The organism is Desulfocurvus vexinensis DSM 17965 (assembly GCF_000519125.1).
Lineage (GTDB): Bacteria > Desulfobacterota > Desulfovibrionia > Desulfovibrionales > Desulfovibrionaceae > Desulfocurvus > Desulfocurvus vexinensis.
In genome coordinates this window covers 1-1,129 of sequence record NZ_JAEX01000059.1, presented here as the reverse complement: position 1 = coordinate 1,129, position 1,129 = coordinate 1, and the positions used below count along the sequence as shown (strand labels likewise).

Sequence of the window (1,129 nt, the reverse complement as noted above, 5' to 3'; positions counted from 1 at the left end):
GCCTCCAGCCGCAAGCGGGACTTCGATCCCCAGAGCGCCAAGTACGACTTCCGGGTCTTCCTGCTCCACCTCGGCCTGATCGGCGACGAGTTCAAGACCGCCCGCAAGCATCTGATGGCCAACATGCCCGGCGACGCCGCCTTCAAGAACGGACGGCCTAAACCGGAGGACGTCCTTCCGGACGAAACAACCACCACTCTCACCAACGAGGCCGGGCAAGTTCCCGGCCTCACTGTTTAAGGAGGTGCCCAATGAAGATCCTGATCCGCTCCACCACGCTGGACGGCGAACCGATCCCCGGCAGCGGGGAAACCATTCAGGCCGCCGACTGCCTCGAAGTTGTCGAGCTGATGCGCGGCCAGACGCCGTTTACCGCCAGCCGAGCGCCCCGGGACTACATGACCGAGGTGCTCTCCGGCATCGAAGGCGGGCCGACCCAGCCGTTGCCGGAGGAAGCCGCCGCTGCGGCCGCCGAGTTTCTCACCCGTCTGGCGCGGCACGGCCTGATCGAGTTCCTGCCCGACGACAAGGCCAGCGATCCCTGGCCGGAACGTTTCCTCGAAGCCCTGGAGACGGTGCGGCTCTCGGGGCGCACCAACATGCTCGACCACCCGGAGGTGACCCGGCTGACCGCCGAGATGGGTTACCCGGAGGTGGCCGAGTGGCTGGCGGACCACCGGCGTGAATACGCGGTCTTCGTCCTCGAGGGGACGAGGCAGCTCGCCAAGAACTTCGGCGGCAAGGAGGACCCGGCTCCATGTGCGGACAAGTAGGCATCATCTTCGGCCGCAAGCGCAGACGGCCCGACGAGCGGGATTACCTGCGCGAGGTCTTCATCCGCATGCTGTTGCACAGCGAGGAACGCGGCCCGCACGCCTCCGGTCTGGCTTGGCTCAAGACCGACGGCAGCCACCGCATCTTCAAGCGGCCGATGCGAGCGCACGAGCTGGTCTACGAGAAGCCGTTCCAGGAGCTGCTCGGGCAGGTCGACAACGAGACCACCATCCTCATGGGCCACACCCGCTGGCGCACCCGGGGCAATGAGTTCAACAACCGCAACAACCATCCGATCCGGGCCGGGATCGTCATCGGCACCCACAACGGCACCATCTACAACGCCGACTACCTG

The 1,129-nt window shown here is 66.1% G+C and carries 2 protein-coding genes and 1 pseudogene; all 3 read left to right on the top strand.

The window, feature by feature from the left end:
* Positions 1–240 (top strand): annotated as a pseudogene (locus tag G495_RS0114600) (amidoligase family protein); the annotation flags it as partial.
* Positions 241–251: 11 nt separating this feature from the next.
* A complete protein-coding gene (locus tag G495_RS0114595) occupies positions 252–773 on the top strand; it encodes a DUF5049 domain-containing protein (RefSeq protein ID WP_028588371.1) in 522 nt (173 codons plus the stop codon).
* Positions 758–1,129 (top strand): hypothetical protein (locus tag G495_RS0114590; protein ID WP_028588370.1); only part of this gene is annotated, 372 nt, incomplete at its 3' end. The genes G495_RS0114595 and G495_RS0114590, both read left to right, overlap by 16 nt.